This is a genomic window from Sphingomonas ginsenosidimutans, from assembly GCF_002374835.1.
Classification (GTDB): Bacteria; Pseudomonadota; Alphaproteobacteria; order Sphingomonadales; family Sphingomonadaceae; genus Sphingomonas; species Sphingomonas ginsenosidimutans.
Window position 1 is genome coordinate 269,091 of record NZ_NWVD01000004.1, and the last position, 23,680, is coordinate 292,770.

Annotated in this window: 24 protein-coding genes and 1 tRNA gene; 16 read left to right on the forward strand and 9 right to left on the reverse strand. The window is 68.5% G+C overall.

Annotated elements, in window-relative coordinates:
- Positions 1–4 precede the first annotated feature (4 nt).
- Positions 5–1,390: an aminotransferase-like domain-containing protein gene (locus tag COA17_RS11945; protein WP_245857736.1), complete on the reverse strand. Its 1,386-nt coding sequence runs from the start codon at positions 1,388–1,390 to the stop codon at positions 5–7.
- Positions 1,391–1,501: 111 nt separating this feature from the next.
- Here COA17_RS11945 and COA17_RS20115 point away from each other — a divergent pair, with 111 nt between their 5' ends.
- From COA17_RS20115 to COA17_RS11970, 6 genes are all read left to right on the forward strand, one after another.
- Positions 1,502–1,990, forward strand: coding sequence for a PhzF family phenazine biosynthesis protein (locus COA17_RS20115; protein ID WP_342746868.1), 489 nt, complete (start codon positions 1,502–1,504; stop codon positions 1,988–1,990).
- Positions 1,921–2,349, forward strand: a complete 429-nt coding sequence (locus COA17_RS20120) for a PhzF family phenazine biosynthesis protein (protein WP_342746869.1) — start codon at positions 1,921–1,923, stop codon at positions 2,347–2,349. Before COA17_RS20115 ends, COA17_RS20120 begins: the two co-directional genes overlap by 70 nt.
- Positions 2,349–2,945, forward strand: a complete 597-nt coding sequence (locus COA17_RS11955; RefSeq protein ID WP_096612666.1) for a DJ-1/PfpI family protein — start codon at positions 2,349–2,351, stop codon at positions 2,943–2,945. Before COA17_RS20120 ends, COA17_RS11955 begins: the two co-directional genes overlap by 1 nt.
- 144 nt (positions 2,946–3,089) lie before the next feature.
- Positions 3,090–4,106 carry an LLM class flavin-dependent oxidoreductase gene (locus COA17_RS11960; RefSeq protein ID WP_096612668.1) on the forward strand — a complete coding sequence of 339 codons (1,017 nt, stop codon included), beginning with the start codon at positions 3,090–3,092 and terminating at the stop codon, positions 4,104–4,106.
- 61 nt (positions 4,107–4,167) lie between these two features.
- A tRNA-Ile gene (locus COA17_RS11965) sits at positions 4,168–4,240 on the forward strand.
- A gap of 22 nt (positions 4,241–4,262) precedes the next feature.
- Positions 4,263–4,481, forward strand: a complete 219-nt coding sequence (locus COA17_RS11970) for a DUF5818 domain-containing protein (RefSeq protein ID WP_096612670.1) — start codon at positions 4,263–4,265, stop codon at positions 4,479–4,481.
- 3 nt (positions 4,482–4,484) lie between these two features.
- On the opposite strand, the gene COA17_RS11975 is transcribed toward COA17_RS11970, so the two are convergent.
- Positions 4,485–5,507: a polysaccharide deacetylase family protein gene (locus tag COA17_RS11975; protein WP_245857739.1), complete on the reverse strand. Its 1,023-nt coding sequence runs from the start codon at positions 5,505–5,507 to the stop codon at positions 4,485–4,487.
- Entirely contained in the window at positions 5,504–7,234 is a 1,731-nt protein-coding gene (locus COA17_RS11980) for a histidine kinase (protein WP_096612672.1), read from the reverse strand. Before COA17_RS11980 ends, COA17_RS11975 begins: the two co-directional genes overlap by 4 nt.
- Positions 7,235–7,442: 208 nt before the next feature.
- Here COA17_RS11980 and COA17_RS11985 point away from each other — a divergent pair, with 208 nt between their 5' ends.
- Positions 7,443–7,904 (forward strand): Lrp/AsnC family transcriptional regulator, encoded by a 462-nt coding sequence (locus COA17_RS11985; RefSeq protein WP_066487973.1) that lies wholly within the window; start codon positions 7,443–7,445, stop codon positions 7,902–7,904.
- 60 nt (positions 7,905–7,964) lie between these two features.
- Here COA17_RS11985 and COA17_RS11990 read toward each other — a convergent pair whose 3' ends face one another.
- A complete protein-coding gene (locus COA17_RS11990) occupies positions 7,965–9,239 on the reverse strand; it encodes a hypothetical protein (RefSeq protein WP_096612674.1) in 1,275 nt (424 codons plus the stop codon).
- A 154-nt stretch (positions 9,240–9,393) separates the two neighbouring features.
- On the opposite strand from COA17_RS11990, the gene yaaA reads away from it, so the two are divergent.
- From yaaA to COA17_RS12015, 5 genes are all read left to right on the forward strand, one after another.
- The gene (gene yaaA, locus COA17_RS11995) at positions 9,394–10,140 is read left to right on the forward strand and encodes a peroxide stress protein YaaA (protein ID WP_096612775.1); all 747 of its coding nucleotides are present in this window, start codon (positions 9,394–9,396) and stop codon (positions 10,138–10,140) included.
- On the forward strand, positions 10,140–10,796 hold the full coding sequence (locus COA17_RS12000; RefSeq protein ID WP_096612676.1) for an SDR family NAD(P)-dependent oxidoreductase: 657 nt from the start codon (positions 10,140–10,142) through the stop codon (positions 10,794–10,796). The genes yaaA and COA17_RS12000 overlap by 1 nt, the downstream gene beginning before the upstream one ends.
- 111 nt (positions 10,797–10,907) lie before the next feature.
- Entirely contained in the window at positions 10,908–11,210 is a 303-nt protein-coding gene (locus COA17_RS12005) for a hypothetical protein (protein ID WP_066489583.1), read from the forward strand.
- 105 nt (positions 11,211–11,315) lie between these two features.
- Positions 11,316–14,084, forward strand: coding sequence for a DNA gyrase subunit A (gyrA, locus tag COA17_RS12010; protein ID WP_066489581.1), 2,769 nt, complete (start codon positions 11,316–11,318; stop codon positions 14,082–14,084).
- Positions 14,081–14,440 carry a DUF952 domain-containing protein gene (locus tag COA17_RS12015; protein ID WP_342746870.1) on the forward strand — a complete coding sequence of 120 codons (360 nt, stop codon included), beginning with the start codon at positions 14,081–14,083 and terminating at the stop codon, positions 14,438–14,440. The genes gyrA and COA17_RS12015 overlap by 4 nt, the downstream gene beginning before the upstream one ends.
- 93 nt (positions 14,441–14,533) lie before the next feature.
- On the opposite strand, the gene COA17_RS12020 is transcribed toward COA17_RS12015, so the two are convergent.
- Positions 14,534–14,965: a DUF488 domain-containing protein gene (locus COA17_RS12020; protein ID WP_096612678.1), complete on the reverse strand. Its 432-nt coding sequence runs from the start codon at positions 14,963–14,965 to the stop codon at positions 14,534–14,536.
- Between the two features lie 89 nt (positions 14,966–15,054).
- Here COA17_RS12020 and trmFO point away from each other — a divergent pair, with 89 nt between their 5' ends.
- Positions 15,055–16,365, forward strand: coding sequence for a methylenetetrahydrofolate--tRNA-(uracil(54)-C(5))-methyltransferase (FADH(2)-oxidizing) TrmFO (gene trmFO / locus COA17_RS12025; protein WP_096612679.1), 1,311 nt, complete (start codon positions 15,055–15,057; stop codon positions 16,363–16,365).
- A 118-nt stretch (positions 16,366–16,483) separates the two neighbouring features.
- On the opposite strand, the gene COA17_RS12030 is transcribed toward trmFO, so the two are convergent.
- Both COA17_RS12030 and COA17_RS12035 read right to left on the reverse strand, forming a co-directional pair.
- A complete protein-coding gene (locus tag COA17_RS12030) occupies positions 16,484–16,957 on the reverse strand; it encodes an EF-hand domain-containing protein (protein ID WP_096612779.1) in 474 nt (157 codons plus the stop codon).
- A gap of 53 nt (positions 16,958–17,010) precedes the next feature.
- Complete coding sequence (locus COA17_RS12035; protein ID WP_096612681.1) at positions 17,011–17,694, reverse strand: hypothetical protein; 684 nt, start codon at positions 17,692–17,694, stop codon at positions 17,011–17,013.
- Positions 17,695–17,736: 42 nt separating this feature from the next.
- On the opposite strand from COA17_RS12035, the gene COA17_RS12040 reads away from it, so the two are divergent.
- From COA17_RS12040 to COA17_RS12050, 3 genes are read left to right on the forward strand one after another with little or no spacing between them, the layout of a single operon-like run.
- Positions 17,737–19,725, forward strand: a complete 1,989-nt coding sequence (locus tag COA17_RS12040; RefSeq protein ID WP_096612683.1) for a TadE/TadG family type IV pilus assembly protein — start codon at positions 17,737–17,739, stop codon at positions 19,723–19,725.
- Positions 19,722–20,315 (forward strand): TadE/TadG family type IV pilus assembly protein, encoded by a 594-nt coding sequence (locus COA17_RS12045; protein ID WP_096612685.1) that lies wholly within the window; start codon positions 19,722–19,724, stop codon positions 20,313–20,315. Before COA17_RS12040 ends, COA17_RS12045 begins: the two co-directional genes overlap by 4 nt.
- A complete protein-coding gene (locus COA17_RS12050; RefSeq protein WP_245857741.1) occupies positions 20,306–21,010 on the forward strand; it encodes a TadE/TadG family type IV pilus assembly protein in 705 nt (234 codons plus the stop codon). The genes COA17_RS12045 and COA17_RS12050 overlap by 10 nt, the downstream gene beginning before the upstream one ends.
- A gap of 74 nt (positions 21,011–21,084) precedes the next feature.
- On the opposite strand, the gene COA17_RS12055 is transcribed toward COA17_RS12050, so the two are convergent.
- Both COA17_RS12055 and pdhA read right to left on the reverse strand, forming a co-directional pair.
- Positions 21,085–22,512: a pyruvate dehydrogenase complex E1 component subunit beta gene (locus COA17_RS12055; protein ID WP_096612687.1), complete on the reverse strand. Its 1,428-nt coding sequence runs from the start codon at positions 22,510–22,512 to the stop codon at positions 21,085–21,087.
- Position 22,513: 1 nt separating this feature from the next.
- Positions 22,514–23,587 carry a pyruvate dehydrogenase (acetyl-transferring) E1 component subunit alpha gene (gene pdhA, locus COA17_RS12060; RefSeq protein ID WP_066489555.1) on the reverse strand — a complete coding sequence of 358 codons (1,074 nt, stop codon included), beginning with the start codon at positions 23,585–23,587 and terminating at the stop codon, positions 22,514–22,516.
- Between the last annotated feature and the right edge of the window lie 93 nt (positions 23,588–23,680).

Genomic DNA, 23,680 nt, shown 5'->3' on the forward strand with positions numbered 1-23,680 from the left:
TCATCTACGCGGCACCTTTCAGAAACGCGTACAGCCGATCGTCATCGCTCATCGCGACGTTGAAGCGCATGTGATCGCGCCATCCCCCGCTGGTGCTGAAGACCGGCCCCGGCGCCAGCACGATCCCTTGCGCAACGGCCCGGCGGGCAAGATCGACGGCATCCGCGCCACCCGGCAGCCGCGCCCATAGGAAGATGCCGGCCGCCGGCTCGATCCACGGCTCGACACCGACGTCCCGCAGCCGCCTCGCGACCCTGGCGGTCGCGCGGGCCAGCCGTGCCCGAATGCCCTCGACATGGCGGCGATAGCTGCCATCGGTCAGCACGGTGTGGAGCAGGCTGGCGGCGAGCGGGCTGCCCGCCATCGACGTGGCGATGCGCAGGTCGGCGAGCGCCTCGATCCAGTCCGGCCGCGCCGCGATGTGGCCGCAGCGCACCGCTGCGGACAGCGATTTCGAGAAGCTGCCGATGCGGATCGTGCGGTCGAGGCCGTCGAACGCGGCCAGCCGCGCCGACGGCGCATGTTCGAAATCGGCGAAAATGTCGTCCTCGATGATGACCATGTCGTGCGCATCGGCGATCTTGAGCAGCCGGTGCGCGGTGGCCGCGGTGAGCGCTGCCCCCGTTGGGTTATGGACGCCCGAGTTCGTCAGATAGAAGCGCGGCCGATGCGCCGCGGCGGCCTCGGCGAAGGCGACGACGTCGGGTCCGCCCGGCGTCATCGGCGCGCCGATCACCTTGGCCCGGTGCGCCCGTAACAATGCCAGAAAATTGAAATAGCACGGATCGTCGACCAGCACGGTATCCCCTGGCTGAAGCAGGAACCGGCACACCAGGTCGAGTGCGTGCGTGCCGCTGTCGGTCAGCAGGATCTGGTCGGGGCCGGTTTCGATCCCCTGGTCCGCCATCCGCCGCGCCAGCAGCGTCCGGAGCGGCAATGAGCCGCGCGGAGAGGCATAGCCGGCCAGCGTGCCATCATCGATCGTCCGCGCCATGCCGCGCATCGCTTTGCGCAACGCGTCCCCCGCGAGCCAGTTGTCGGGCAGCCAGCCGCATCCCGGCTTTAGGTCGTGCCGATCGTCACGCAGTGACTGGCGCAACATCCACAGCGGGTCGACCTCGCGTTCTGGCACGGGCGCAAGCCGGTCGAGTGTCAGCGGGGCGAGCGGCGCGGCGACGTAGAAGCCGGATCCAGGCCGCGAACGGATCACGCCATCGCCGGCCAGTCGCTCATAGGCCTCGACCACGGTCGAGCGTGCGACGCCGCTCGCCTCCGCCATGGCGCGGATCGAGGGAAGCCGCGCGCCGGGCGTGAGCGTGCGCGCCTCGATACGATCGCGGATCGTGCGCGCCACCATCGCCGTGCGCGTTTCGTCAGGCCGGGCCGCCACCGTGCTGCACCTTTCACCAATACAGTTCGGTCGGATCGTATCGATCCGTTCCTGTTCGCGCCAGCCCGCAAGCGGCTACGTCGGGACGTCGTCAACAGGAGATATGCCGCCGTGACCCGCCCCTTCCGCCTCGTCGACGTGTTCGGCACCGACCCGCTGACCGGCAACCCGCTCGCGGTGATCGCCGATGCGCAAGGGCTGTCGGCCGAGGAGATGCAGCGCATGGCCAACTGGCTGGATTTCGCGGAGACGACGTTCCTGCTCCAGCCCGACGACACGGCCGCCGATTATCGCGTCCGGATCTTCACCCGCGAGCGCGAATTACCCTTCGCCGGACACCCGACGCTGGGAAGTGCGCATGCCTGGCTGGAGGCGGGCGGGCAGCCGAAGCGAGACGGCGTGGTCGTGCAGCAATGCGGTGTCGGGCTGGTGGCGATCCGCCGTGACGCGGATCGGCTATCCTTCGCGGCCCCGCCACTGCTGCGCGGCGGCACGCCCGACGAAGCCGACCTGAGCGGGTCGCGGACCTGTTGCGGATCGATCGGGAGGCGATCGTCGATGCCAGCTGGGCGGACAACGGACCGGGTTGGCTGGCGGTGATGCTGGCGTCGGCCGACGCGGTGCTGGCGGTCGAACCTGCCTGTCCACAGGCGGGATCGCAGCCGTTGAACGTCGGTGTGGTCGGGCCGCACCGTCCGGGCAGCGAGGTGGCGTTCGAACTGCGGGCGATCATCTCGCCGGGCCATGGCAGCCTGCTGGAAGACCCGGTGACGGGCAGCCTCAACGCCTCGGTCGGCCAGTGGTTGTTCGCCAGCGGCCGCGCGAGCGGCAGCTACGTCGCCGCGCAAGGCACCCGGCTGGGGCGGACCGGGCGCATCCACGTCTCGCAGGACGACGCCGGGCAGGTCTGGGTCAGCGGCGCGACGCGGACCCTGTTCCGCGGTTCGGTGCACGGCTGATGCAGGTCGCAATCCTCACCTTCGACGGCTTCAACGAACTCGACTCCTTCGTCGCCGCCGCGATCCTCAACCGGCTGCGCTCGCATGGCTGGACCGCGCACATCACCGCGCCCACCGAGACGGCGACGTCACTGAACGGCGTCACCGTCCACCGCCAACGACCACTCGAATTCGTCGAGGAAGCGGATGCGGTCCTGATCGGCAGCGGCGTCCGCACGCGCGAGATCGCCGCGGATGCGGCGATGCTGGCGCGTTTGCGGCTCGACCCCACGCGGCAGTTAATCGCAGCGCAGTGTTCGGGGACGCTGTTGCTGGCCAAGCTTGGCCTGATCGGCGACCTGCCGGCCTGCACCGACCTCACCACCAAGCCGTGGGTCGTGGAAGCCGGCGTCACCGTCATCGATGCGCCGTTCGCCGCGCACGGCAACATCGCGACGGCCGGCGGCTGCCTCGCGGCACCCTATCTTGCCGCCTGGATGATCGCCCGCGGCGGGTCGTCCGATTTAGCACGCCAGGCGCTGCACTATGTTGCGCCGGTCGGTGAGAAGCGTCGGTTCGTGGACCATGCCTTGTCGGTGATCGACGCGGCGACTTAGCGTGCACGCCTACCAGCGGCGGCAACGCGAACGTCCGGGGAATCGCAGGCGAAGTCCTATGGCCGAACGCGCCTTCTCGCGCCGAAACGATCGGTTTCGCGATCGGCGGCGTGCAGCCGCCCGCGCCGCGCCTATATCGGCAGCATGAAGAACATCGGTTTCCTGTCGTTCGGGCATTGGTCCGCCTCCCCCACATCAGCGACGCGATCGGCGAGCGACGTGCTGTTGCAGTCGATAGACCTCGCCGTCGCCGCGGAGGAACTGGGGGCGGACGGCGCCTATTTCCGGGTGCATCATTTCGCGCAGCAGCTCGCCTCCCCCTTCCCGCTGCTGGCGGCGGTGGGGGCGAGGACGTCGCGGATCGAGATCGGCACCGGCGTGATCGACATGCGCTACGAAAATCCGTTCTACATGGCGGAGGACGCCGGATCGGCGGACCTGATCGCGGGCGGGCGGTTGCAGCTGGGGATCAGCCGCGGATCGCCCGAACAGGTGGTCGAGGGCTGGCGCTATTTCGGCTACGCCCCTGCCGAGGGGGAGAGCGACGCCGATATGGGGCGCCGCCATGCCGAGGTGTTCCTGGCGATCCTGAAGGGCGAAGGCTTCGCCAGGCCGAACCCGCGCCCGATGTTCCCCAACCCGCCCGGTCTGCTGCGCATCGAGCCGCATTCGCCGGGGCTGCGCGAGCGGATCTGGTGGGGTTCCGCCTCTGACGCGACCGCGGTGTGGGCCGCTCAACAAGGGATGAACCTGCAAAGCTCCACGCTGAAGGCGGACGAGGGCGGCGAGCCGTTCCACGTCCAGCAGGCTCGGCAGATCCGCGCGTATCGCACCGCCTGGACGGAAGCGGGCCATCAACATGCGCCGCGCGTTTCGGTGTCGCGGTCGATCTTCGCGCTGACCAACGACCAGGACCGCGCCTATTTCGGGCGGGGCGACAGCCGCGACGAGGTGGGCGAGATCGACAATATGCGCGCGGTGTTCGGCCGATCCTATGCCGACGAGCCGGACAGGTTGATCGCACAGCTGCGCGCTGACGAGGCGATCGCGGAGGCCGACACGCTGTTGCTGACCGTGCCCAACCAGCTGGGCGTCGATTACAACGCGCATGTGATCGAGAGCATCCTAACGCATGTCGCGCCCGCGCTGGGGTGGCGGTAGGTGACGCCCCCGGACGCCCTTGCCAGCGGGCCGGGCCTACCGCTACGGGAAGCTCGACGGGGGGCCTGTAGCTCAATGGTTAGAGCTGGCCGCTCATAACGGCTAGGTTGCGGGTTCGAGTCCTGCCGGGCCCACCGTCGGTCGGAAAGGAACGGCATGGACGCCAGCGACGATGCGGCCTGCGACCGCCGCATCTGCGAAAGCGGGCTGCTGGTGCGCGACGGCGCCGCCCTCGTCCTGCGGCGCGATGCCGGCGGGGTCTATCGGCTCGACCTGCCGCGCGTGCCCGTCGACCATGTGCAGAAGCGCGTGCGCATCACCGGCGTGCTGGAGGCGGACGGGCGCGTGACCGTGGAGGGCGTCGCCCCCGCGTGATGGTCAGACGGCGCGGATCACCTCGTCCAGCGTGACCGGCGCGAAGCCGTGGCGTTCGAGCGCGTCGAGCACCCCGCCCCACCAGCGATGAAAATGCGCCAGATCCGCCGCATCGCGGACATAAGGCGTGTTGCCCGGCACCAGCGAGGGCGAGTGGAACGCCAGTTGCAGCAGCCGCGCGCCGTCCCGCGCCGCCCGGCGGATCGCGCGGACCGCGTCGGGCAGCGGCGTCCCCTCCGGTGTCAGCGGCACGCGCGAGAGCAGGCCGGTGCGCGCCAGCACGCCGCCGCCGCGCGACACGCGTGTGGCCACGGGATGAAGCCAGCGGCCGGCGCGGTGGAGCAGCCCGGTATAGACGACCGACAGCGGCAGTTCGATCACGCCATCGACGGTGCGGAACGCCGCGCCGTCGACGCCGGTGAAATCGGGGCCGCCATGGTCGCGGTAATCGAAGCGCGCACGCATCGAGGCATCGACCGCGATCCCGCGCCCCGCCAGCAGCCGCAGCGTCGCCGGACCCAGACCGTAGCGGCCGGCGCGGTACAGCCGCGGCGCACGCCCGAACGCGGCGGTGAGCGCGCCGAACAGCTCGTCGATCTTCGCCGCCTCCACCGACTCCGGCAGATTGCCGGCGAAGGACGCCAGCTCGCCCGGCACCTCGACCTGGGGCGGGTTGACCCAGGGGTGAAGCTGGGCGCCCGCCTCGCTGCCATCGGTCAGCAGCGGCGCGATCAGCGCCGCGGCCGCGGGATCGGTGGCGACGGGATGATCGACGACATAGACCGGCGCGACGCCGCGGTCGCGCATCGCGACGTGCCACGCGGGGAGCGCGGCGACCGCCGCCACCTGCCGCGCCGCGCCGGAAAACGGCCGCGACCAGTCGAACTCCTCCTCCACATCGACGGTGACGAGGAAGCGGCGGCCGAACGATGCCGGCCAGCGAACACATGTCGCGGGATCGGTGGCGAAGCGCAGGCGATGCGCCGTGACGTCGACCGGCGGGAAAGCGGCACCGGACCCGATCACGGGGCGAACGTCGATGCCTGCTCCATGTCGCCATTCAATGCCGCGGGCAGCTCCAAGGTCAAGCGATCCGCGCCGAACATCAGTCGCCCGCCCAGTTCCGCCGCCAGATTGCGCGCCAGCCGCAGCGCGAAGCCCGCCCCCAGCAGCGGCGCGCCTTCGTCCTCGCCTGCATCCTCGTCATCGAGGGCGAGGAGCGCGGCTTCGTCACGGTCCACCAGGGCCGCGGGACGCGCGATCGACAGCGCCAGCCGGTCGCCCTGCGCCGCGACCGCGACATCCAGCATCTCGCCGGGAGCCACCATGCCCAGCAACGTCGCGAACAGGCGGGACACCAGCCGCTCCGCGGCGTGCGAATCGACCGACCAGGCGCCCGCCACCGGGGCCGGCAGCGCGAGGCCACCGCCGCGCAACCCCGCCAGCGGCGCCAGATCGTGCGCGACCCGCGACAGGAGCGGCGACACCGCGACCGTATCGGCGCGCAGGTCGAGCGCGGAACCCTCGATCCGCGCGGCAAGGTCGAGATCCTCGATCGCGCCGATCAGGCCGGCGACATGCCGCCGGATCGTCGCCGCGCGATCGCGATAGGCGGGCGCGACGGGGCCCAGCAATTCCTGTTCGATCAGTTCGGAAAAGCCCGCGATCGCATTGGTAGGCGTGCGCAGTTCGTGGACCAGCCGCCGCAGACCCTCCGCCCCCGCACCGGCGCGCGCGGCGGGCGCCGACGACGGCATCCGCGGCGGCGCGGCGGTTTCCTCCGCGCGCGGGCGGCGCGCGCGGCCGCGAAAGCCGATGAAGCTGCCGGTCGCCTGATCGAACACCGGCACCCCGGAAATCCGCCAGTCGCCACCAAGCGCCGATTCGCCGGGCACCGCCAGCCGCGCATCGGCGAAGGCCGCGCGCTTGCGGAACGCGCCCGCCGCGACGCCATCGACGCTGAGCGCCTGTCCGCCCGCGCTATCATGGCTGAGCGACAGGCCGATGATCGCACCGCGCGGGGCGCTGTCGATCCAGCGGATCGTGCCCGCGGTGTCGGTTTCGAAGCGAAAGGCGCGGACCCCCACGCTCGGCCGCGGCGGCGTGGCGGGCGACGGCGCGACCGGCGCGGGTGCCGGCGGGGGACGATCGCGCTGGAACGCCTCGATACGATGGACCAGATCGGCGATCTCGAACCGTTCGGGCGGTGTGTCGGCGACGTCGTGCGCCGCGGGCATCGCCGCCGCGACCGCCGCCAGCGGATCCTCGACCGCGGTCGGTGCAGGATCGGCGGGCAGCGCCGCCGGCTCCGGGATCGCAGGTCCGTCATGCCCGAGCACGAAATCGGTCGCGCCGAACGCATCGAGCGCGCGCATCACGCTGGGCGGCAGGTCGCGGCGGCGGCGCAGGACGCTGCGGCCGAGCGGACCGACGCGCGGCAACAGCGCCTCCCAATCCTCCGGCTCCAGCCGCGCGGCGAGCAGGGTGGCGCCGACCACCTCCGGCGCGTCCTCCGCGAACAGCGCGACCAGCGCGGCAGGCGGATCGGCCAGCGCCAGCCCGCGCGCGCAGGCCATCCGCACCTCCAGCGACACCATGTCGCGCAGCGTGCGCAGCCGGTCGAGCAATTCGGCATCGGCGGGCGCGCGTCCACGCCCGATCAGGTCGACCAGCTGGCGGAACGCGGCACGCGCGCCGAAAGCGGTCGAAACGTCGGCGGCCAGAACGGTCTTCAGGCTGTCATCGAACCGCACGAACGCGCCTACCTCTATCTCGTGACCGCAGCGCGTGAGCACCGCTGTCCCCCACCTTTATGCCGCCGACGGCGCGCGCGATACGGGGCAGTTGCGGGTTACGGTGCAAATGTAGCAGCTTGGCACAATTGCGTTGGAGCGTAATTTTCCTGTAGCGAGACTTTCCGAAGCTATCGCGATGATGCGCGATCGACAGATGTGAGGCGTAATGACCCTGGACCGGATCGACCGCGAAATCCTCTCGCTCCTGCAGGAGGACGGCCGCATGACCAATGTTGAGCTGGCCGAGCGCGTCGGCCTGACGGCACCGCCGTGTCTGCGGCGCGTCCGTGCGCTGGAGCAGGCAGGCGTGATTCGCGGCTATCACGCCGAATGCGACGCGGCGCAGTTGGGCTTCCCGATCACCGTCTTCGCGATGGTCAGCCTGCGCAGCCAGGCCGAGCACGATCTGGAGGCGTTCGAGGCGCATGTCGCCGCGATCCCCGAGATCCGCGAATGCCACATGCTGAACGGCGAGATCGACTTCATCCTGAAGATCGTCGCATCGGACCTGGAGAGCTTCCAGCGCATTCTGACGACCAAGCTGACACCGGCGCCCAATGTCGCGAGCGTCAAGTCGTCGCTGACGATCCGCACCGCCAAGTCGTTGGTCGGCGTCCCGATCGAATAGCATGAAAAAAGGGGCGACCCGTCGCCGGGCCGCCCCCTTTCGTCATCGTCGCCGGATGGCTCAGCCGACCGGCGGGTGATCGAGGAAGTCGATCCACCATGCGGCGATGTCCGAACGCGGCGGGGTCTTCACCGCCTGGAACGCCGCCTTCGCGCCTTCCTTGTCGCCCGAGCGGGCCAGCGCGATGCCGAGGCGGGTGTTCACGGTGTCGGCGTCCACGCCGCCCTTCTGGAGCGCGACGCGGTACAGTTCGACCGCCTTGGCATATTGGTCAGAGCCGAGATAGGCGTCGGCGGTGCCGGCGGCGAGCTTGCCGTTCGCCGCCGCCTTGGCCTTCGTCTCCAGCCCCGACAGGGATCCCTCGTTGCTGATGAAGCGGTTCGCTGCAGTCAGCAGGCCGGTGGCATTGGCGCTGTCGGCCGGCACCTTGCCCGCGGCCTTGCCCTCGGTCAGGATCGTCTTCGATTCCCACGGCAGGCCGACGTCGGTCGCCCATTGCGCGTAGATTTCGTAGTCATACTGGTCCGCCAGCGACTTGCCGAGGCGCAGCAGGCGATACAGGTCGATCTTCTGCTGCTTGTCGAGCGTCACGACCGACTGCGGCTGGATGCCCCAAAAGACGACCATGTCGCGCCAGTTCTTCATCGTCGGATAAGCGGCGAGATAACGGCGAATCCACGCCATCGTCTCCGCATTCATCTTCTTCTGATTGGTCTTGGCGATGGCGTAGCGGTAGATGTCCTCGGTCGGCTTCTGGCCGGCGGCGGTCTGCGCATCGACCATCTTGGTCAATTCGGCGAGGCCGCCGGCGGTGTCGCCCGCGTCCATCTTCAGCTTGACGATCTGCAGCGGCAGGTTGGGATCGGTGTTGCCCAGCTGACGCGCCTGTTCGAAGAACGCCGCCGCGCCGGCATTGTCCTTCTTGTTCGCGGCGATGATGCCGCGCTGATAGGCGTAGCGCGCCTTGTCGGCCTGCGGCGTGCGCGCATTGGCGATAAGCGCGTCGAGCGGCGCGACCAGCGCATCGGCGTTGCCGCCGCTGTCCATGCGGATCGCCTCGAGATTCAGGCGCAGTGCGGCCGCGATATACTTTTCGTCGTCGGTCTTCGCCGCCGCCTCGACCGCGGCGACCAGCGGGGCGGCTGTCGCCACGTCCTTCGCCGCGAGCGCGGTCTGCGCCTGCGCCGCGGGGCCGCGGACTTCATTGCTCAGCTTCAGCGCCGGGGCGCCCGCCTGCTGCTTCTCTTCCTTCTTCGCCAGTGCCGGCTGCGCGACCAGCAGGGTCGCGCCACTTGCCAGCAGCGTGGCCATCAGGGCGTTGGAAATGCTCTTCATCGACACGTCTCTCCACGGATAGATCGGGCGCGTAACGCTAGATGACGGCTCTAGTGTCCGCGCTGCTGCTGTTCAAGGAATCACAGGTTGCGAATGATGGCCGGCCGCTGAACCGCGATTGAACGTGCGGGTGGTGCGCGATACGGCACCGCGCATGATCGCCGTGCTTTCCCCCGCCAAGACGCTGGACCTGACCACCCCGCCCCCCTTCCCCGCCACCCCCGCGCGGTTCGCGGACGAGGCGGCGACGCTGGCGAAGGCAGCGTCGCACCTGACGCAGAAGCGACTGTCCGAGCTGATGAAGATTTCCCCCGCGCTGGCGAAGCTCAACGCCGACCGGTTCCGCGACTTCGACGATGCGGAGGAGCGGCCGGCGCTCTATACGTTTGACGGCGACGTCTACACCGGGCTGGACGCCGCGTCGCTGGACGAACCGGCGGTACGCTTTGCGCAGCATCACCTGCGGCTGTTGTCCGGGCTGTACGGGCTGTTGCGGCCGCTGGACGGGATGCGGCCCTATCGGCTGGAGATGGGTACGCGCTGGGCGCCGCGGCACCGGAAGCTGACCGACTGGTGGGGCACGCGCATTGCCGACGCGCTGGCGCACGACGTCGCGGCGGAGGGAACGGGCACGGTCCTGAACCTGGCCAGCCAGGAATATTGGGACGCGGTCGAGGGCAAGCTGCCCGCCGGCATCCGCGTGGTCGCGGTCGATTTCCGCGAGGTGGACGGGCGCTTCATCAGTTTCCACGCCAAGAAGGCGCGCGGGATGATGGCGCGCTGGATGGTCGAGCATCACGTGACCGATATCGATGCGATGAAGGGGTTCGACACCGACGGCTATCGCTTCGATGCGGGGGCGAGCGACGACGCGCGCTGGACGTTCGGGCGGACGGCGTGATGCGCGCGGTGGTGATCGGCGCGTCGGGCGGGATAGGCGCGGCGCTGGCCAATGCGCTGGCGGAGGAAGACGCCGACGTCGTGCGGCTGTCGCGCCCCGACCTGGACCTGACCGACGAGGCGACGATCGCCGCCGCGGCCGCGCGGGTCGGTACGCCCGAGCTGGTGATCGTCGCCACCGGGATGCTGCACCGTGACGGGTGCGGGCCGGAAAAGTCGATCCGCGAGCTGGATCCGGCATGGCTGGCGGAGCAATATGCGGTCAATGCGATCGGCCCGGCGATCGTCGCCAAGCATTTCCTTCCGATCATGCCGCGTACCGGGCGGTCGGTGTTCGCGGTGCTGTCCGCGCGCGTCGGCAGCATCGGCGACAACCGGCTGGGCGGCTGGTACGGCTATCGCGCGGCGAAGGCGGCGCTGAACCAGCTGGTGCGCACGCTGTCGATCGAGGACAAGCGCCGCAACGACCGCGGCATCGTGGTGGCGCTACACCCCGGCACGGTCGATACGGGGCTGTCAAAGCCGTTCCAGCAATCCGGCCGCGACCTGTTCCGGCCCGACCGCGCGGCGGTGCAGCTGCTGGACGTGATCGACGGGTTGAAGCCGACCGACAGCGGGCGGCATTTCGCGTGGGACGGCGCGGAGATCCCCGCCTGACCGACATGACCGATCGGTCATGTCGCGGCCATCGCGGCGAACACCGGCGCGGCCGATAACGCTTTCCCACGGCATCCCCATGAGAGGGGCGCCCTGACAGGAGCAGATGCGATGACCAGGAACCTTCCGTTCGCGATTCTCACCGCCGGCGCGCTGATGTCCGCTGGTGCGGCGGTCGCCGCGACGACGCCGGCAAAGCCGGCCGCGGCGCATGTCGTGCAGCACCAGCGGACGACCACCACGACCAGCCCGACCGGCGCGAAGAAGGCGACCGTGATGACCCGCACCGCGGCCGCCACGACCCGCCCCGCGCCGGGGGGCCATATGGTCACGACCAGGACTTCCACGGGCAAGACCGTCACCTACGATTGCCGCAAGCCCGGCAACGCCGCGAAGGCCGCCTGCCGGAAGTAATCCCGGCCCGGGCCACCCCCGCGCACGCGCCGCGCGCGGGGGTGGCCATCGCCGCAACGCCCCGCTAGTGCAGTACGATTACCTGACACACACGAAAGCGAAGCGTTGAGCGACGAAACCGCCGTGGCGGACCCTTCCGATATCGCCCCCATCTCCATCGTCGAGGAGATGAAGACCAGTTACCTGGATTACGCGATGAGCGTGATCGTCGCGCGCGCGCTGCCCGACGTGCGCGACGGGCTGAAGCCGGTGCACCGGCGCATCCTGTTTTCCGCCAACGAAAGCGGCTTCTTCTACAACCGGCCCTTTCGCAAGTCGGCGCGCATCGTCGGTGACGTGATCGGTAAATACCACCCACACGGCGACACCGCGATCTACGACGCATTGGCGCGCATGACACAGGACTGGTCGATGCGCGTGCCGTTGATCGACGGCCAGGGCAACTTCGGTTCGATGGACCCCGATCCGCCCGCCGCGATGCGCTATACCGAGGCGCGGCTGGCCAAGGCGGCGAATTTCCTGCTGGAGGATCTCGACAAGGACACCGTCGATTTCCAGCCGAACTACGACGGTTCCGAACGCGAGCCGCAGGTGCTGCCGGCACGCTTCCCGAACCTGCTGGTCAACGGCGCGGGCGGCATTGCGGTCGGCATGGCCACCAACATCCCGCCGCACAATCTGGGCGAGGTGGTGGATGCGTGCCTGGCCTATCTCGACAACGGCGCGATCACGACCGAGGAACTGATGGAGATCGTCCCCGGTCCGGATTTCCCAACCGGCGCGATCATCCTGGGCCGCGCGGGTGCGCGCTCCGCCTATGAAACCGGCCGCGGATCGGTGATCGTGCGCAGCCGCCACCTGATCGAGACGGGGCGCGGCGACCGCACGTCGATCGTCCTCACGGAAATTCCGTACCAGCAGGGCAAGAATGCGCTGGTCGAGAAGATCGCCGAGGCTGCCAAGGACAAGCGCATCGAGGGCGTCAGCGACATTCGCGACGAATCGAACCGCGAAGGCGTACGGATCGTCATCGACCTGAAGCGCGAAGCGACGCCGGAGGTGGTGCTGAACCAGCTGTGGCGCCACACCCCGGCGCAAGGATCGTTCCCCGCGAACATGCTGGCGATCCGCGGCGGGCGCCCCGAACTGCTGAACCTGCGCGATATCATCGCCGCGTTCGTCACCTTCCGCGAACAGGTCATCACGCGGCGTTCCAAGTTCGAGCTGAACAAGGCGCGCGAGCGGGCGCATATATTGCTGGGGCTGGTGATCGCGGTCACCAACCTGGACGAGGTGGTGCGGATGATCCGCGGTTCCGCCAGCCCGGCGGAGGCGCGCGCGAAGCTGCTGGCGCGCGAATGGCCGGTGGCGGAGATCGCCGGCTATCTGCGGCTGGTCGAGGCGCTGGAGACCGACCATGACGGCGACACCTATCGCCTGAGCGAGATTCAGGTGCGTGCGATCCTGGATCTGCGCCTGCACCGCCTGACCGCGCTGGGCCGCGACGAGATCGGCGAGGAATTGAAGACGCTGGCCGATTCGATCGCCGAATTGCTGGCGATCCTGTCCGACCGCGTGAAACTGTACGCGGTGATGCGGCAGGAATTCCGCGACGTGCGCGAACAGTTCGCGACGCCGCGCCGCACCGAGATCGCCGCCGCGGCGGACGGCATCGATGACGAGGATCTGATCGAGCGCGAGGACATGGTCGTCACGGTGACCATGGCCGGCTACATCAAGCGCACCCCGCTCGACGCCTTTCGTGCGCAGGCGCGCGGCGGCAAGGGCCGCAGCGCGATGGCGACCAAGGACGAGGACGTGGTCACCAAGCTGTTCGTCACTTCGACGCACACGCCGGTGCTGTTCTTCTCCACCCTGGGCCGCGTGTACCGCATGAAGGTGTGGCGCCTGCCCGAAGGCGGGCCGGCGACGCGCGGGCGGCCGATGATCAACCTCTTGCCGCTGGAACAGGGGGAGACGATCTCCACCGTCCTGCCGCTGCCGGAGGACGAGGCCGACTGGGGCAAGCTGCACGTCATGTTCGCCACCGCCAAGGGATCGGTGCGGCGCAACAGCATGGATGCGTTCACCAACGTGCCGTCGAACGGCAAGATCGCGATGAAGTTCGAAGGCGAGGACGCCGACGACCGGCTGATCGGCGTCGCGCTGCTGGACGAGGGCGACGACGTGCTGCTGGCAACGCGCAGCGGCAAGGCGATCCGCTTCGCCGCGGACGAGGTGCGCGAATTCCAGAGCCGCAATTCCACCGGCGTGCGCGGCATCGCGCTGAAGGGCGGGGACGAGGTGATCTCGCTGTCGGTGCTGCACCGCGTCGATGCCGACGCCGAATTGCGCGAAACCTATCTGCGCAACGCCCCTTGGAAGGAACGCGACGGCGAGCTGACGATGGACGCGCTCGATTTCGAGCGGTTGCGCGCGCGCGAGCAGTTCATCCTGACGGTCTGCGCCAACGGTTATGGCAAGATCAGTTCCGCCTACGAATATCGCCGCACCGGGCGTGGTGGGCAGGGCATCACCAACATCGACAATATCGCGCGTAACGGCCCTGTCGTCGCCAGCTTCCCGTCGACCAAGGCGGAGCAGCTGATGCTTGTCACGGATCAGGCGAAGATGATCCGCATGCCGCTCGCCTCGCTGCGCGTGATCGGCCGCGGCTCGGCCGGCGTGCGGCTGTTCAACGTCGCCAACGACGAACATGTCGTGTCCGCCGCGCGGATCGACGAGGAGCCGGAACCCGAGGATGCGGCCGAGGAACTGGTGGCGCAGGAACTGACCGGCGACACGCTGACCGCACCCGACGACGGCGCGACGATCGGCGACGACGCCGCCGCCGGGCCTGAGGACGGGCAGTGACCGCCGCCGAACGCCCGCTGACCGCGTACAAGGTGCTGACCGCAGAGCAGATGGCGGCGTTGCAGGGCGACGGCACCTTCGCGGGCGCGCCGATCGACGTCGCGGACGGCTACATCCATTTGTCCACTGCCGCGCAGCTGACCGAGACGGTCGACAAGCATTTCGCCGGGCAGCACGACCTGCATGTCGTGGCGGTGGACCTGGCCGCGCATGGCGACGCGATACGCTGGGAACCGTCGCGCGGCGGTCAGCTGTTCCCGCACCTCTACGCGCCGATGCTGCTGGAAACAGCAATCGCCTACGGCCCGCTGATGCGCGACGCTGACGGGACGGTGCGGTTGCCGATAGCTGGGTAAGGGCGGCACTCCAGCCTAGGCTGGGGCCTTCTGCGGTGGTCGTGCGCTATCGCGGGAGATCGCAGCTTTCGCCGGGATGACATTTGCTCCGGGTCAGGCGTAGAGGTCGACGACCTCCCGTCCCTCGCCCACCGCCTGCAACAGCAACGTCCGGTGGCAGTGGCACGGGTCGCGTTCGTAGCAGAGCAGTGCGCTGGGCAGTTCGTCGGCCAGCGCCAGCATCTGCGCGGCCTGCGCCTGCGCTTCGGGCAGCTCCAGCTGCGCATCGTACACTTGCGTCAGCGTCGCCACGTCGCCTTTCTTCGCCGCGTCGCGGCCGCGCTTGGGGGTGCCGAGGGCCTTGAGGTGGACGTAGCCGATCCCGGCCTCTGCAAGCGAGGCGGCGAGCGTGGACTTGGAGAAGCCGGGGCGGCGCGACAGCGGCAGTGCGCGCACGTCGATGACGCGCCGCACGCCCGCGCGGTGCAGCGCGGCGATGAACTCGGCCATCGTGGTGGCTTCGTAGCCGATGGTATAGATCGTCATCGATCCGACATGGGGAGGCTGGCGCATAAAGGAAGACCACCGGGCCGCCGCGGTTGCCCGCATCCCGGCCGCGCCGTAGAGCCGCGCGGATGACGTATGACATTCAGGTGATCGGCGGCGGGCTCGCCGGTTCGGAGGCGGCTTGGCAACTGGCCGAGGCGGGGCTGACGGTGCGGCTGTCGGAAATGCGCGGGGCGGGCGAGATGACGCCGGCGCATCACGGCGACAGCCTGGCCGAACTGGTGTGTTCGAACAGCTTCCGGTCCGACGACGCGGACAGCAATGCGGTGGGCCTGCTGCATCAGGAGATGCGCGCGCTCGGCTCGCTCATCATGCGCGAGGGCGACCGGCATCGCGTGCCCGCGGGCAGCGCGCTGGCGGTGGATCGCGACGGCTTTTCGACGGGGGTCACCGCCGCGATCGCCGCGCATCCGAATATCACGATCGTGCGCGAACGGGTCGACACGCTGCCGGAGGGGCCGGCGATCATCGCGACCGGGCCGCTGACTGCGCCGGCGCTGTCCGACAGTATCGCGCAGGAAACCGGCAAGGACGCGCTTGCCTTCTTCGATGCGATCGCGCCGATCGTCCACCGCGACACGATCGACATGGACGTCGCCTGGTTCCAGTCGCGCTGGGGCAAGGGCGACGGCACCGATTACATCAACTGTCCGCTGGATAAGGAACAGTATCACGCCTTCGTCGCGGCACTGATCGCCGGCGAGAAGACCGAATATCGCGAGTGGGAGAACGTCCCCTATTTCGAAGGCTGCATGCCGATCGAGGTGATGGCCGAGCGCGGGGTGGAGACACTGCGCTTCGGCCCGATGAAGGGTGTCGGGCTGGACGATCCGCGCACCGGGCGCTGGCCCTATGCCGCGGTGCAGCTGCGCCAGGACAATGCCCACGGCACGCTGTGGAACATCGTCGGGTTCCAGACGAAGCTGAAACATGCCGAGCAGGTGCGGCTGTTCCGCACCATCCCCGGACTGGAGAAGGCGGAATTCGCGCGGCTGGGCGGATTGCACCGCAACACCTTCCTGCGTTCCCCCGAACTACTCGACGCCACGCTGCGGCTGCGCTCGCGGCCCAATGTGCGCTTCGCGGGGCAGATCACGGGGTGCGAAGGCTATATCGAAAGCGCGTCGATCGGGCTGATCGCGGGGCGGTTCGCCGCGGCGGAACTGACCGGGCGGACGTTGGCGCCGCCGCCGGTGGAAACCGCGCTGGGGGCGCTGCTGACGCATATCACCGGCGCGGCGGAGGCGGAGACGTACCAGCCGATGAACGTCAATTTCGGGCTGTTTCCGCCGATACCGGGCCGCACGAAGAAGGCCGATCGCAAGAAGATGTACACCGACCGCGCGCGCGCGGCGCTGTCGGAGTGGCTGGCGGCGTAAGCGGGAGGGGCGCCGGGGTTGGGCGGACGCCTCCGTTCGCCCGGCGGAGCCGTTGCGCGACGCCGAACGGCGTGTCGAAGGGCAGTGCTTCGATACGGGGTTCAGGGTGAATCCCGCTCTAGTCGTCGGCCGCCGGCGGCGCTTCAGGGCAGCGGCAGGCGGGGCGCGGCACCCTTCGTTTCGGGGCGGTGGTGGCGAATTCGGCGGCGGTCAGCGTGCCGGAACGATCGCGGTCGGCGGTGGCGAAGCGTTCGCGGATCTTGATCGACCATTCGTCGAACGACAGCCGCCCGTCGCCGTCGGTATCGAGCTTCGCGAACGCCTTGCGCCGTGACGCCAGATATTCCTCGCGCGTGATCCGCGCGTCGCGATCCTTGTCATAGCGGTCGAACCGCTTCTGCTCGCGCGATCGCTCGGGCGCCTCGGGCAGCACGGCGGGCGCATCCTGCGGCGCCGGCGCGGTGGTCGCGGCCATCGCCGGCGAGGACAGAGCGGTGACGCCATGCGCCGATGGCGCCGCGCCGTTCCACATCAGCCAGCCACCGGCAACCATCGCCACGCCGCCGATACCGCCCACCAGATAACGCCACATGCCCATAGCCCCCTGCCCGACCGCCAATGGCTAGGCGACGTGCGACGCCAGCGTCAACGCCCGGTCAGGCGATGCCACAACAGGCGCGCGGCACGGCGCGGGTGCCCCGCAGGATCGCGGCCATCCAGATCCAGCCGTGCGGACCGCGCCAGCGCGCCGAGGCTGCGCAGCGCGGTGGGCCAGCGCGCGCCGTCCGCGACGGAGGCGAAGGCGGCTTGCGCCTGCCGTTTCGCCTCCGCGGCGTCATCCGGGCGGCTCAGGTGGCGCGACAGGTCGGCCAGCGCCCAGCCCCGCCCGGCGGCGTCCAGCCGGGGATCGTCAGCGTGGCCCCACACGCGGCCCGCGACGACGAACAGCTGCGCGCGGCCCGCAGCATAGCGCGCGATCGCGGGGGCGCCCAGCACCTCTTCCTCGACCAGCACCTCCCAGCCGTGGACGATCGGAACCAGCATCGCGCCGGTGACGTCATGGCGCAGCAGGTGGGCGGCCAGCCGCTCCAGCACCGGTTGCGCGGGGGGCGGTGCGTGGTCGAGCGCGGCCAGTGCCTCGCGCCACCACGCTAGCCGCAATTGCCCGACCGCCGGCGTGGTGGTGGTGCGCAGCACCTGCGCCAACGCATCGTCGAGCGCGAGCAGCGACTCGAGCGCCGCGCGATGGCGCACATCGGCGTAGGATAGCGCCAGCGCCCGTTCGGCCACGCCATCCGGCCGGAAAAGATCGTCGGTCGTCAAGGGCATGCGCCACTAAACCAATTGTTATCCAGAAGCCCGTATCGCGGCATGCTGACGATGCGAGGCGCGACGAAGGACATGCTGCAGTTCCTGTTTGGCCGCAAGGCGCAGACCGCCGGTTTCCTGAGCCGCCTGGGCCGCAACCAGGCTGCCAATACGCTGGCAATCATGGCGTTTGCCCTGATCCCGCTGATCGCGGTGGCGGGTTCGGCGATGGACATGGCGCGGCTGTACTACGTCAAGAGTCGGTTGCAGCAGGCGTGCGACGCCGGCGCGCTGGCGGGGCGCAAGTTCATGACCGGCCAGACGCTGGACAGTGCCTCGACCGCGCGCGCCAACGAATTCTTCAACAACAACTTCCGCGACGGCATGTTCGGCGCAGAGACGACCAGCTTCAACCCGTCGGTGCTGTCGGACGGGCAGGTGCGCGGCGTCGCGGCCACGACCGTGCCGATGACGCTGAGCGCGGTGATCGGCGCCCGGCCGATCACGCTGAACGTGTCGTGCCAAGCCAAACTGGAGATCCCGAACCTCGACATCATGTTCGTCCTCGACACCACCGGGTCGATGGGTGACACCAACCCCGGCGATACGGTGAGCAAGATCGCCGGGCTGCGCACCGCGGTCCTCAGCTTCTACGACACGATCGAGGCGGCGAAACGCGCGACGACGCGGGTGCGCTATGGGTTCGTCCCTTATTCCAGCACGGTCAACGTCGGTACGCTGCTGCGGCCCGAATGGCTCGTGGACCGATGGACCTATCAGTCGCGGGTGCAAAATGGCAGCACCCCCGGCGGTAGCACCACGCGCACCACCGACAACAGCTATTCCGGTTGGAAGAACACGTCCGGGTCGGTAGTGACCACCACGTCCTCGTCCCGCGGGGAATCATGCCCGACGCCCGCGAACGAGAATTTCTCCAGCCCGACCGTCGAAAAGCTGATCAGTCAGGACGGCACCACCAAGGTGTACGAACAGACGCAGACGATCAACGGCACGCAATACAGCTCCTCCTTCTCCGGCGGACTGTGCACGATCACCAAGCGCGTCTGGAACAATTACGTCCAGACCCGCACCCGCACGGAAAAGCCGTGCACCAGGAACTGCACGACGACGTCCAACCCCACCTACAGCTGGATCTACAAGCCTGTCGAGTTTCCGGTTTCGGGGTTCAAGGCGGTCGGCACCGACGGGGCGGTGGTGGGCGGGGTCGTGACCTATCCGATGTTCAGCGACACGCAGGGCGATGTCACCGTCACCTGGAACGCCGCAAACGCGTGCATCGAGGAACGCCAGACGGTGCGGCAGACGACCTATCCGTCGATCCCCGAAGACGCTTACGACATGAACATCGACATGGTGCCCGATCCGGCGCGCCCCGAAACGCAGTGGAAGCCGTTCCTTCCCCGGCTGGTCTACACCCGCAAGGGGATGAACAACTGGTACTATCCCGACTGGCCGTCGAATTCGAACACCCAGGGGCTGTGGAATTACTATGACAACGCCGCTTGCCCGACGGCGGCGCGGCGACTGAACGGCATAACGCGCAGCGACCTGAACACCTATCTCAACAGCCTCCAGCCGCGCGGGTACACCTATCACGACATCGGTTTCGTGTGGGGGGCGCGGCTGCTGTCGAAGAGCGGCATCTTCGCCGGCGATAACACCAGCGCCCCCAACGGCGGCGACATCGACCGCCACATCATCTTCATGACCGACGGTGGCACGGACACGCGGGTCGGCGTGTACGACGCCTATGGCCTGTCGGCGCTCGATCGCCGCCGCACCAGCACCGCCAGCACGCCTAGCGACAGCGATCAGAACACGATCGTCGCCAATCGACTGGGCGCGCTGTGCACCGAAGCCAAGCGCAAGGGAATGACGGTGTGGGTTATCGCCTACGGCACCTCGCTGAGCACGATGCTGTCGAACTGCGCCAACGAGGGGAAGGCGTTCCAGGCCAACGACGCCGGTGCTCTCAACGATTCGTTCCGCAACATCGCGACACAGATTGCGCGCCTGCGGGTGTCGAAGTGACGGGCGGTTTTCCGCGGCTGGCGCGCGACCGGCGCGGCGCGACGATCATCGAGTTCGCGCTGCTGCTGCCGGTCATGCTGCTGATGCTGTTCTCGCTGTTCGATCTGTGTTTCCAGGTCTACGTCCAGTCGGTACTGACAGGGGCGGTGCAGCGCGCCGGCCGCGACCTGACGCTGGAGGGAGGCACCCAGGCGTCGGTCGACGCGATACACGACAAGGTCACGGCGATGGTGCGCGCGGTGATGCCGCAGGCAAGTGTGACGCATGACCAGAAGAGCTACAGCAGCTTTTCGGCAATCGCGCCCGAGCGGTTCGTTGACGCCAACGGCAATCATCTACGCGATCCCGGCGAATGTTTCGACGACGTCAACCACAACGGCATCTGGGATACCGATCCGGTGATCAGCACGATCGGCGGCCCCAACGACATTACGGTCTATACCGCGCACGTCGCCTACAGCCAGCCCTTCCCGCTGATCCCGATCAACGGCGTGATGTCGAACGAGGTCGCGCTTTCGTCCACCACGGTCTTCAAGAACCAGCCGTTCGGCACGCAGACCGTCACCCCGGTGCAGCAGATATGCAGTTGATCGACCGCCGCCACGCCCGGATCCGGCTTCTGCGCGGACGCCGCCTGCTGCGTCGGCTGGCACGGTCGCGCAGCGGTGTCGCCTTCCTCGAATTCGCGCTGGCGCTGCCGATCGTCGTGCCATTGGGACTGACGGGGACCGACCTGTCCTTTTACGCCTTGACGCAGATGCGGTTGAGCCAGGCGGCGCTCAACCTAGCGGACAATGCCTCTCGCGTGGGCGTGGATACCAGCTCGGGTACGCAGCAACTGCGCGAGGTCGACGTCAACGACATCTTCCAGGGGCTGCGGCTGCAGACCCCACAGCTCAACCTGGGGGAACAGGCCCGCGTGACGCTGAGCAGCCTGGAGCAGAACAGCGACGGGGGACAGTGGATCCACTGGCAGCGCTGCCTGGGCAAGCGCCGCGGGGCCGGCTGGGATTCGCAATATAACGACACGATGGGAGTGGCCGGCAACGGCTTCCCCGGCATCGGGCCGGCAAGCGCGCGGATCACCGCGCCGCCGGCGTCGGCGGTGATGTACGTCGAGATCAACTACGAATACCGCCCGCTGATCCCGGCGATGTTCGTCGCCACGACGAAGCTCAGGTCCAACGCATCGTTCGTCGTGCGCGACAGCCGCGAGCTGCGATCGGGGATCATCAATCTGGCGCCGCAGGCGACGCCGATGACCTGCGACCTGTACACCGACTGACATGACGACGCCCCGGCGGTGCGGACCCGCCGGGGCGCCGTGTCATCCGCGGCGCCGAACCGCCGCGGGGCCGGTCAGCGATAGCAGACCTTCTTCACCGCCGCGATCACCTTGTCCGCCGACACCAGCGCCAGCTTCTCCAGGTTGGCGGCATAGGGCAGCGGCACGTCCTCGTTGGTGACGCGCAGCACCGGCGCGTCGAGGTCGTCGAACCCATCCTCCATCGCGATCGCGGCGATTTCCGACGCGATCGAGCAGGTCGGCCAGCCTTCCTCGACCACCACCAGCCGGTTGGTCTTGGCCAGGCTCCTGAGCACGGTCGCCTTGTCGAGCGGGCGCAGCGTGCGCAGGTCGACGACCTCGGCCTCGATCCCCTCGCCCGCCAGCTTGTCTGCCGCCTCCAGCGCCAGCCCGACACCGATCGAATAGCTGACGATCGTCACGTCACGGCCCTCGCGCATGATCCGCGCCTTGCCGATCGGCAGCACCCAGTCGTCGAGCTTCGGCACCTCGAACGTGCGGCCATAGAGCAGCTCGTTTTCGAGAAAGACGACCGGATCCTGCGTGCGGATCGCCGCCTTCAGCAACCCCTTGGCATCGGCCGCGTCATAGGGCGCGATCACAATCAGCCCTGGAACGGAGGCATACCACGGGCCGTAATTCTGCGAATGCTGCGCGCCGACGCGGCTGGCCGCGCCGTTGGGGCCGCGGAACACGATCGGGCAGCGCATCTGACCGCCCGACATGTAGTTGGTCTTCGCGGCCGAATTGATGATGTGGTCGATCGCCTGCATCGCGAAGTTGAAGGTCATGAACTCGACGATCGGGCGCAGCCCGCCCATCGCCGCGCCCGTGCCGACGCCCGCAAAGCCATATTCGGTGATCGGCGTGTCGATGACGCGCTTGTCGCCGAATTCGTCGAGCAGGCCCTGCGTGACCTTGTACGCACCCTGATATTGCGCGACTTCCTCGCCCATCACGAACACGCGCTCGTCGGCGCGCATTTCCTCGGCCATCGCATCGCGCAGCGCCTCGCGCAGCGTCTGCTTGACCATCTCGGTGCCGGCCGGAATCGCGGGATCGGACACCTCAGCGTCGTGGCGCGCGGCCTCGAACATCTGGCGCGCGCCGGTTTCGACCTTCTCCTGCGCCGGGTGCGCCGAGTCCTCGACCGCGTCGGGCTTCTTCTCGTCCGCCTTGGCCTCGGGCGCAGGCGAATCGTCCTTGGTCGCGGCGGAAGCGGCGGCGGACGCGTCCTCACCCTCACCGGCGAGCTGCATGATGACCTCGCCGACTTTCACGCCGTCGGTCCCCTCGGCGACAAGGATCTTCGCGACGACGCCCTCGTCGACCGCCTCGAATTCCATCGTGGCCTTGTCGGTCTCGATCTCGGCCATGATGTCGCCGGACTTCACCTCGTCGCCTTCCTTGACGAGCCACTTGGCGAGCGTGCCCTCCTCCATCGTGGGCGACAGCGCCGGCATCTTGATGTCGATCGCCATCTCAGTACTTCTCCACCAGAACGTCGGTATACAGTTCCGCCGGCTCCGGCTCCGGCGTGCTCTCGGCAAAATCGGCCGCTTCGTTGACCTGCTTGCGGATCGTCTGCTCGATCGCCTTCAGTTCGTCTTCCTTGGTGCCATGGTCGTCGATCAGCAGCTTCTTGACATGCTCGATCGGGTCGGACTTGTCGCGGACCGCCTGAACTTCGTCGCGCGAGCGGTATTTCGCCGGGTCGGACATCGAGTGGCCGCGATAGCGATAGGTCTTCATCTCCAGGATGATCGGCCCCTTGCCGGCGCGCACCCACGCCAGCGCCTCCTCCGCCGCGCCGCGGGCCGCCAGCACGTCCATGCCGTCGATCTGCAGGCCGGGGATGCGGAAGCTTTCGCCGCGACGATACAGCTGGTCCTCGGACGAGGCGCGGTTGACGCTGGTGCCCATGGCGTATTGGTTGTTCTCGATCACGAAGATGATCGGGAGCTTCCACAGCTCGGCCATGTTGAAGCTTTCGTACACCTGCCCCTGGTTGGCGGCGCCGTCGCCGAAATAGGCCAGGCACACCCCGCCGTCGCCATTGTACTTGTGGCTGAACGCCAGCCCGGCGCCGAGCGACACCTGCGCGCCGACGATGCCGTGGCCGCCGTAGAACTTATGCTCGACACTGAACATGTGCATCGAGCCGCCCTTGCCCTTCGAGATGCCGGCCTGGCGCCCCGTCAACTCGGCCATGACGTCCTTGGGCGGGATCCCGCACAACAGCATGTGGCCGTGGTCGCGATAGCCGGTGATGACCGAATCTTTATCGGTCAGCGCCGATTGCAGGCCGACCGCGACCGCTTCCTGCCCGATGTACAGGTGGCAGAAGCCGCCGATCAGGCCCAGGCCGTACAGCTGCCCGGCCTTCTCCTCGAACCGGCGGATGAGGAGCATGTCCTCGTAGAATTTCAGCAGCTCCTCCTTCGACGCCGCATAGGGCGACGGATCGGCGGGGCGTTCGCGATTCGACTTCGTCGGATCGGCCGCTGGCGGCGTTGCGGGGCCGGCTGGCTGGGTGCGGGCGGGGGCTTTTGCCACGATGGACGTAACCTCGTTTCCTTGGGGAGATGCGCGCCTATAGTCGCGGCACGCGGCAGACTGCAAACCCCACCGACTTGCAAGGGTTTCGGC